Source organism: Allobosea sp. P1_B10 (assembly GCF_056406735.1).
Map to the genome: position 1 here is coordinate 381,778 of NZ_JBFTZP010000008.1, position 6,878 is coordinate 388,655.

8 protein-coding genes are annotated in these 6,878 nt (G+C 68.2%); all 8 read left to right on the top strand.

All coding sequences use genetic code 11. The features are described from left to right. Positions 1-126: 126 nt before the first annotated feature. Positions 127-927 carry an ABC transporter permease gene (locus AC1D2L_RS18315; RefSeq protein WP_476847321.1) on the top strand — a complete coding sequence of 267 codons (801 nt, stop codon included), beginning with the start codon at positions 127-129 and terminating at the stop codon, positions 925-927. A gap of 5 nt (positions 928-932) precedes the next feature. Continuing rightward, positions 933-2,069, top strand: coding sequence for an NAD(P)/FAD-dependent oxidoreductase (locus AC1D2L_RS18320; RefSeq protein WP_476847322.1), 1,137 nt, complete (start codon positions 933-935; stop codon positions 2,067-2,069). Beyond that, on the top strand, positions 2,050-2,367 hold the full coding sequence (locus AC1D2L_RS18325) for a (2Fe-2S)-binding protein (RefSeq protein ID WP_476847323.1): 318 nt from the start codon (positions 2,050-2,052) through the stop codon (positions 2,365-2,367). Before AC1D2L_RS18320 ends, AC1D2L_RS18325 begins: the two co-directional genes overlap by 20 nt. Continuing rightward, entirely contained in the window at positions 2,364-3,824 is a 1,461-nt protein-coding gene (locus tag AC1D2L_RS18330; RefSeq protein WP_476847324.1) for an FAD-dependent oxidoreductase, read from the top strand. The genes AC1D2L_RS18325 and AC1D2L_RS18330 overlap by 4 nt, the downstream gene beginning before the upstream one ends. Beyond that, positions 3,821-4,948: an NAD(P)/FAD-dependent oxidoreductase gene (locus tag AC1D2L_RS18335; RefSeq protein WP_476847325.1), complete on the top strand. Its 1,128-nt coding sequence runs from the start codon at positions 3,821-3,823 to the stop codon at positions 4,946-4,948. Before AC1D2L_RS18330 ends, AC1D2L_RS18335 begins: the two co-directional genes overlap by 4 nt. Before the next feature lie 127 nt (positions 4,949-5,075). After that, entirely contained in the window at positions 5,076-5,423 is a 348-nt protein-coding gene (locus tag AC1D2L_RS18340; protein WP_476847326.1) for a RidA family protein, read from the top strand. A gap of 104 nt (positions 5,424-5,527) precedes the next feature. Next, positions 5,528-6,658 carry a serine hydrolase domain-containing protein gene (locus tag AC1D2L_RS18345; protein ID WP_476847327.1) on the top strand — a complete coding sequence of 377 codons (1,131 nt, stop codon included), beginning with the start codon at positions 5,528-5,530 and terminating at the stop codon, positions 6,656-6,658. Between the two features lie 77 nt (positions 6,659-6,735). Continuing rightward, a partial coding sequence (locus AC1D2L_RS18350; protein WP_476847337.1) for a helix-turn-helix domain-containing protein occupies positions 6,736-6,878 on the top strand: 143 nt, incomplete at its 3' end.

Genomic DNA, 6,878 nt, shown 5'->3' on the forward strand with positions numbered 1-6,878 from the left:
AGCGCAGCGCAGACCCGGGATCCATTCCGGAGCGTTTCCGGCAGAGGTTCGAGAATGGATCCCGGGTCTCCCTTCGGTCGCTCGGGATGACTGCGCGTGGTCGACTAAGCAAGCCGGGAGGTCCGCATGAACCGCAACCGCCCGCTCGCGCTCGTCTTCCATGCGCTGTTCGTCGTCTTCATGCTGGCGCCGCTGCTGATCGTCTGCGTCGTCGCCTTCACGCCCGAGGGCTATCTCTCGCTGCCGACGCGCGGCCCGAGCCTGCGCTGGTTCCGCGCGATCTTCGACTACCCCGAGTTCATCCGCGCCTTCCGCGACTCGCTCTGGCTGGCAGCCCTGTCCTCGACCATCGCGATCGTGCTGGCGGTGCCGGCGGCGCTCGCCATCGCGCGCTACCGCTTCCCCGGTCGCGAGGCGCTGACGGCGCTGTTCATGTCGCCGCTGATGGTGCCGCATGTCGTGCTCGGCATCGCCTTCCTGCGCTTCTTCACGCAGATCGGCATCTCCGGCACCTTCTTCGGCCTGGTGCTGAGCCACGTCATCGTCATCCTGCCCTTCGCGCTCAGGCTGGTGCTGGCGGCCTCCTACGGCATCGACCAGCGCATCGAGCACGCGGCCGTCTCGCTCGGCGCGGGCCATGCCACCGTGTTCCGCCGGGTGACCCTGCCGCTGATCCTGCCCGGCGTGGTCTCCGGCTGGCTGCTGGCGGCGATCAATTCCTTCGACGAGGTCACGATGACCGTGTTCATCGCCTCGCCCTCGACCGTCACCCTTCCCGTCCGGATGTTCCTCTACATCCAGGACAATATCGACCCGCTGATCGCGGCGGTCTCTGCCTGCCTTATCGCGCTCACTGCGCTGCTCCTGTTCGCGCTGGACAGGCTGTTCGGGCTGGACCGCCTCTTCGTCGGCTCCGGAAAAGGCTGAAACGCGTGCTACCTACTCCAGATACCAGGGAGCCGGACGTCGTCGTCATCGGGGGCGGCGTGGTCGGCGGCGCGGTTGCGCTGGGCCTTGCCCGCAACGGTGCCCGCGTCGCGATCCTCGACGAGGGCGATGTCGCCCTGCGCGCCTCGCGCGGCAATTTCGCGCTGGTCTGGGTGCAGTCCAAGGGCTTTGGCATGCCCGAATATGCGCTCTGGTCGCGCCGTTCGGCCGATGACTGGCACGGCCTCGCCGGCCTCCTGCGGGAAGAGACCGGCATCGACGTCGCCCACAGCCAGCCCGGCGGCTTCATGCTCTGCATCTCGCAGGAGGAGCTCGACAAGCGCCTCGACGCGATGCACCGGCTGCACAACCAGACGGTCCTCTCCGACTTTCCATATGAAGTTCTCGACCACGCCGAAACGCGCCGGCGCCTCCCCGATATCGGGCCCGACGTCGTCGGCGCGATCTACAGCCCGCTCGACGGTCATGTGAACTCGCTGAAGCTGTTCCGCGCGCTGCGCGAGGCCACGGTGCGACGCGGCGTCGACTATCGCCCGAACCATCCCGTCGAGACCATCACGCCGGAAGCCGGCGGCGGTTTCCGCATCAGCGGCCCCTGGGGCGAGATCGCGACCGGCAAGGTCGTGCTCGCGGCGGGGCTCGGCAATGCCCGGCTCGCGCCGATGGTCGGGCTCGACGCTCCGGTCAAGCCGAGCAAGGGCCAGATCATCGTCACCGAGAAGACCGCGCCCTTCCTGCACAACCCGATGGTAACGGTGCGCCAGACCGACGAGGGCGGCGTCATGATCGGCGACAGCCAGGAGGATCGCGGCTTCGACACTGTGGTGGGCCAGCCGATCCTTTCGACGATGGCCGAGCGCGCAGTGAAGATGTTTCCGCGGCTCGCCGGGCTGAATGTCGTCCGGACTTGGTCGGCCCTGCGCGTCATGAGCCCCGACGGTTTCCCGATCTACGAACAGTCGCAGGACCATCCCGGCGCCTTCGTCATCACCTGCCATTCCGGCGTGACGTTGGCGGCCAACCACACCCTGACCCTCGCCCCCGCCATCCTTGCAGGCGCCCTGCCGGATACGGTCGCGAGCTTTTCCGCACGGAGGTTCCATGTTCCGGCCCATAGCTGACCTGAAGGTCGGCCCGGCGCTCAGCTTCAGCTTCGATGGGCGCGCGCTTAGCGGCCGCGACGGCGACACGGTCGCTGCCGCCCTGCTGGCCAATGGCATCACCACCTGCCGGCAGACGCCGGTCTCGGGTGCGCCGCGCGCGCCCTACTGCCTGATGGGCGTCTGCTTCGAATGCCTCGTCGTCATCGACGGCGTCGGCAACCGGCAGGGCTGCATGGTGCTGCTGCACGAAGGCATGCGCATCGAGACGCAGGTCGGACGCAGGCAGACGCAAGCGACAGAAGAGACGCACGGATGAACCCGGTCAAAGATATCGACGCGCTTGCGCAGAGCTACGACCTGCTCGTCGTCGGCGCCGGCCCCGCGGGGCTCTCGGCTGCGGCACGCGCCGCCGAACTCGGCATCTCCGTCCTGATCGCCGACGAGAACCCGGCTCCGGGCGGCCAGATCTATCGCGCCGTCACCACCTCCCCCGTCGCCGACCGGGCGATCCTGGGCGAGGACTACTGGAAGGGCGCGGGAATCGTCGCCCGGCTGGAGAAATCCGGCGCGAGCTATGCGCCCGGCTGCACGATCTGGTCGATCGCCGGCGCCGAGTTGGAGGCTGAAGCCGGGCTGTTCGAGATCGGACTTTCGCTCGGGGGCCGCGCCCGCATCATCCATGCCCGCCGCGTCATCCTCGCGACCGGCGCGCAGGAGCGACCCTTCCCGATCCCGGGCTGGACACTGCCGGGCGTGATGACGGCGGGCGCCGCGCAGATCGCGCTGAAGAGCGCCGGCATCGTCCCCGCGGGACGCACAGTGATCGCAGGCTGCGGCCCCCTGCTCTACCTGCTTGCCGGACAGCTGGCAGCGGCGGGCGCGAACATCGTCGCAGTGCTCGACACCACGCCCAAGCGCAACTGGATGGCGGCTGTCGCGGCCATGCCGGACTTCCTGCGCTCACCCTATCTCGCCAAGGGGCTGAAGCTGATGGCGAAGGCGCGGCGCGCGCTGCGCTTCGTCAACGGCGTGACCGAGCTCGCAGCCGAGGGTACGGACCGGGTGACCGCGATCCGTGCGACGCGTGGCGGCGCGAGCGAGACGATTCCCTGCGACACCGTCCTGCTGCATCAGGGCGTGATCCCGAGCGTGAACCTCGCCAACGCCGCCGGTTGCGCCCACGAATTCGACACGCTGCAGCACTGCTGGACGCCGAAACTCGACGACTGGCTGGGATCTTCCGTACCCGGCATCGCGATCGCCGGCGACGGCGCGGGCATCGGTGGCGCCGAGAGCGCAGCCCTGCGCGGCGAGATCGCGGCGCTGGACGCAGCAAGGCAGCTCGACCGCATAGACACGGCCGCGCGCGACCGCCTCGCGGCGCCGATCCGCGCCGAACTGGCCCAGACCCTGCGCGGTCGCCGCTTCCTCGACCTTCTCTACAAGCCCGCCCCGCAATTCCTCGCGCCGGTGGCCGACGAGACCATCATCTGCCGCTGCGAGGAGGTTACCGCCGGCCAGGTGCGCGATGCCGCCAGGCGGCTGGGCGTCACCGGTCCCAACCAGATGAAGGCCTTTTTGCGTTGTGGCATGGGTCCCTGCCAGGGCCGGCTCTGTGGTCCCACTGTCGTCGAGCTCATCGGCCAGGAACGCGGCATGACGCCCGAGGAGGTCGGCTATTATCGCCTGCGCCCGCCGGTCAAGCCGGTCACGCTGGCCGAGCTTGCATCGCTCCCGCAGACGGAAGCTGCCGTGAAGGCCGTCGTGCGGTGACGGGTACGGCTGGGACTGCCGACGTCATCGTCATCGGCGGGGGAATTCATGGCTGCTCGACAGCGCTGCACTGCGCCCTGCGCGGCCTCTCGGTCATCCTGATCGAGAAGGACCATGCCGGGCGCCACGCCTCGGGCGTCAACGCCGGTGGCGTGCGCCAACTCGCTCGCCATGTCGCCGAAATCCCGCTCTCCAACACCTCGATGGAGATCTGGCACCGCATCGCCGATCTCGTCGATGACGATTGCGGCTTCACCTCCGACGGGCAGGTCATGGTCGCAACCGACGAGGAGGATCTCGCGGGCTGCAAGGCCCGCGTCGACGACCTCAACCTGCGCGGATTCCACCATGAGGAAATGATCGATGCCCGTGAACTGCGCGAGTTTGTGCCGGCCGTCTCCGAAGATTGCCCCGGCGGCGTGATCTCGCGTCGCGACGGCGCGGCGATCCCCTTGCGCGCCACGCAAGCCTTCAAGCGCAAGGCGGCCGAGCGCGGCGTCGATGTGCGCGAGGGCGTCCGAGTGATCAAGGTCGAGCGCGACGGCGCCAACTGGCGCGTCGTCACCGATGCCGGCACGTTTCTGGCGCCGCGCGTCGTCAACGCTGCCGGCGCCTGGGGAGACCGCATCGCCGCCGATCTCGGCGAGCCCGTCCCGCTCGAGCCCGTTGCTCCGATGCTCTCGATCACCGCGCCGCTGCCGGCCTTCATCAAGCCGGTCGTAATCCTGCGCGGCCGAAAACTCTCCTTCAAGCAGTTCGACAACGGCACGGTGCTGATCGGCGGCGGCTATCTCGGCCGTGCGCTGCGTGACGAGAACCGCACGATCCTCGACTGGCAGGGGCTGGCTGCCAACATCAAGACGGTCTGGGACCTGTTCCCGATCATGCGCGGCGCCAGCATCGTGCGCGCATGGGCGGGCATCGAGGGCAAGATGGCCGACGACCTGCCCGCCTTCGGCAAGAGCGCCCGCCACGAGGGGCTCTACCACCAGTTCGGCTTCTCACTGCACGGCTTCCAGCTCGGCCCCGGCGCCGGCGCCGTGATGGCCGAGATCATCGCGACCGGCCAGAGCAACGTCCCGATCGACGGGCTCGGCATCGCCCGCTTCGCGGCCCGTTCATGACGCCACCGTCATTGCGAGGAGGCGCAGCCGACGAAACAATCCAGGGGCCGCAGTGCTGTGTGCCCCTCGATTGCTTCGCTGCGCTCGCAATGACGACCACAGCCTTGTCGCAACAGGAGAAGACCCAATGACCATCACGCGCAGCGTCAAGACCCCCATCCAGAACCGCGTCGTCCAGGCCGGCTCCACGGTCTATGTCGGCGGCACCATCGCCGACGACACCAAGCAGTCCATGGGCCCGCAGACCCAGAACATCCTGACCAAGATCGAGAGCTATCTCGGCGAGGTCGGGCTCGACCGCAAGGCGATCGTCGCCGCCTCGATCTTCGTCACCGACCTCTCCCATAAGAAGGAGATGGACGCCGTCTGGACGTCGTTCTTCGGCGACGAGATGCCGACACGCGCGACAGTCGGCGTCGCCGATCTCGGCGGCGGCGCGCTGATCGAGGTCGTGGTCACGGCGTTCAAGGGCTGACACATCCTGGGCCTGCCCGCAGCCGCTTGCCGGCGGGCCCGTTGACCCATAGTGAGGATCTCGTCCCGGCCTCCCGATGGCCGCTTCTGCAAGGTGGTGTTCACGTGACTGCGCCCAGCCCCGACTATGTGCCACTGACCGACCATTGGGACACCGCAGCCCCTGCCGCACTCGGCCTCGATCCCGCCGCCATCCAGACCGCCGTCGACTTCGCCAAGGCGAACGAAAGCACCTGGCCGCGCAGCCTGTATTATCCCGACGGACGCTATGTCGGGCTCGTCGAATGGAACGAGTCCGGCCCCTGGAGCGAGATCTCCGGCCCGGTTCGCGAGCGCGGCGGCCCGGCCGGCCTGATCCTCAAGAACGGTCGCATCGTCGCGGAATGGGGCGACACCGCCCGCACCGACATGACCTTCTCGATCGCCAAGAGCTATCTCGCGGTGCTGGCGGGGCTTGCCTTCGACGACGGGCTGATCAGCGATGTAGACGAGCCGGTGTCCGTCAAGGTCAAGGACCCGATCTTCGAGGGCCCGCGCAACGGCATCATCACCTGGCGCCAGCTGCTGCAGCAGTCGAGCGAGTGGCAGGGCGAAATCTTCGGCAAGTCCGACCAGGTCGACCACAATCGCCAGATCGGCCCCGGCGCCGACAACAGCCGCAAGGGCCAGCGCCGCGAGTTGAACGCGCCCGGCACCTATTACGAATACAACGACGTGCGCGTGAACGTGCTGTCCTACGCCCTGCTGCAGCTTTTCCGCCGGCCGCTGCCCGAGGTGCTGCGAGAGCGCATCATGGACCCGATCGGCGCGACGCAGGACTGGCAGTGGCACGGCTATGACACGTCCTGGACCGAGATCGCCGGCATGCGGATCCAGTCCGTGCCGGGCGGCGGTCATTGGGGCGGCGGCATCTTCATCGGCGCCCGCGACCATGCCCGGCTCGGCCTGTTGATTGCGCGCGGCGGCAACTGGGGCGGCAGGCAATTGCTCTCGCAGCAGTGGATCGAGCAGATGCTGGCGCCCTCGCCGACGCTCGGCAATTACGGCTACCTCTGGTGGCTCAACAAGGGCGCCGCGGCCCGCCCCCATGTCCCGGCCGGCGCGGTTTTTGCGCTCGGCGCCGGAACGAACGTGATCTGGATCGATCCGGCCAGCGACCTCGTCGCCGTGCTGCGCTGGATCGACAAGACCGCTCTCGACGGCTTCGTCGACCGGCTGGTCTCTAGAGCGCGCTGAGTTTTATCGGAATCGGGATTCGCAAATCAGCTTGATCGTGGTTCAAGATGTCTGCCGGGAGAAGGCGGCCGGCAGAGATGACGCGACCTTACTCTGAAGATCTCCGCGAGCGGGCTCTGGCGCGGTTCGATGCCGGTGAGAGCATCCGCTCGATCGGCGTGGCGCTGAAGATCAGCCCGTCCTGCGTCTCGAAGTGGCGCAAGCTGAAGGCGCAGACGGG

Excerpts from the sequence above, each read along its gene's own strand:
- AC1D2L_RS18330 (WP_476847324.1), top strand. The coding sequence starts at position 2,364 with ATGAACCCGGTCAAAGATATCGACGCGCTTGCGCAGAGCTACGACCTG.
- AC1D2L_RS18340 (WP_476847326.1), top strand. The coding sequence starts at position 5,076 with ATGACCATCACGCGCAGCGTCAAGACCCCCATCCAGAACCGCGTCGTC.
- AC1D2L_RS18325 (WP_476847323.1), top strand. The coding sequence starts at position 2,050 with ATGTTCCGGCCCATAGCTGACCTGAAGGTCGGCCCGGCGCTCAGCTTC.
- AC1D2L_RS18315 (WP_476847321.1), top strand. The coding sequence starts at position 127 with ATGAACCGCAACCGCCCGCTCGCGCTCGTCTTCCATGCGCTGTTCGTC.